Raw genomic sequence first — 628 nt, forward strand, 5'->3', positions numbered from 1 at the left:
GTTGCCGGTCAGGGTCAGGTCCTCGGTCTGGCCCGCCGCGTGCGAAGCGTTCGTCGTCAGGGTACCACCGACCTGCTGCCCGTCGACGAGCACCGCGAAATGCGGCGTGCCGTTCCAGGCGTCGCCCGACACACGCAGAACGAGCGTGTCGGACGCCGACGATGCGGGTTTTACCGAACTGGCCAACGCGGCGGTATGGAAGGTCGCATCGCCGTTCGAGTAGATGCCGGCGACGCCGTTGTTGTTCCATCCCGCCGTGTTGACCGCCGCGTCGCCGGAAGAGGCGTGGCCGTCCAGGATCATCTCGTGAACGTAGAGGTTCCGGTCGGCTGCCGTCGTCCCCCCGGAGGCATCGGCGAGGAAGCGGATTGCGATCGCGTGCGCCCCGGGGCCGAAGTTGCCGGGCAGGGTCAGGTCCTCGGTCTGGCCCGCCGCGTGCGAAGCGTTCGACGTCAGGGTACCACCGACCTGCTGCCCGTCGACGAGCACAGCGAAATGCGGGGTGCCGTTCCAGGCGTCGCCCGACACCCGCAGAACAAGTGTCGCGGAGGGGGGTGGGGCGAAGTTGCTCGTCGTTCCGGCCGAGTCGTGGGAGAAAGCGTTACATGACTGCCGCGCATAGCAGCCG

1 protein-coding gene is annotated in these 628 nt (G+C 68.2%); it reads right to left on the reverse strand.

Features of this window, described 5'->3' with window-relative positions:
- A partial coding sequence (locus MKK64_RS24955) for a carbohydrate-binding domain-containing protein (RefSeq protein WP_279593367.1) occupies positions 1-628 on the reverse strand: 628 nt, incomplete at both ends.

Origin of the sequence: Methylobacterium sp. E-025 (assembly GCF_022829705.1) — a bacterium.
In the GTDB taxonomy this organism is placed as follows: Bacteria; Pseudomonadota; Alphaproteobacteria; order Rhizobiales; family Beijerinckiaceae; genus Methylobacterium.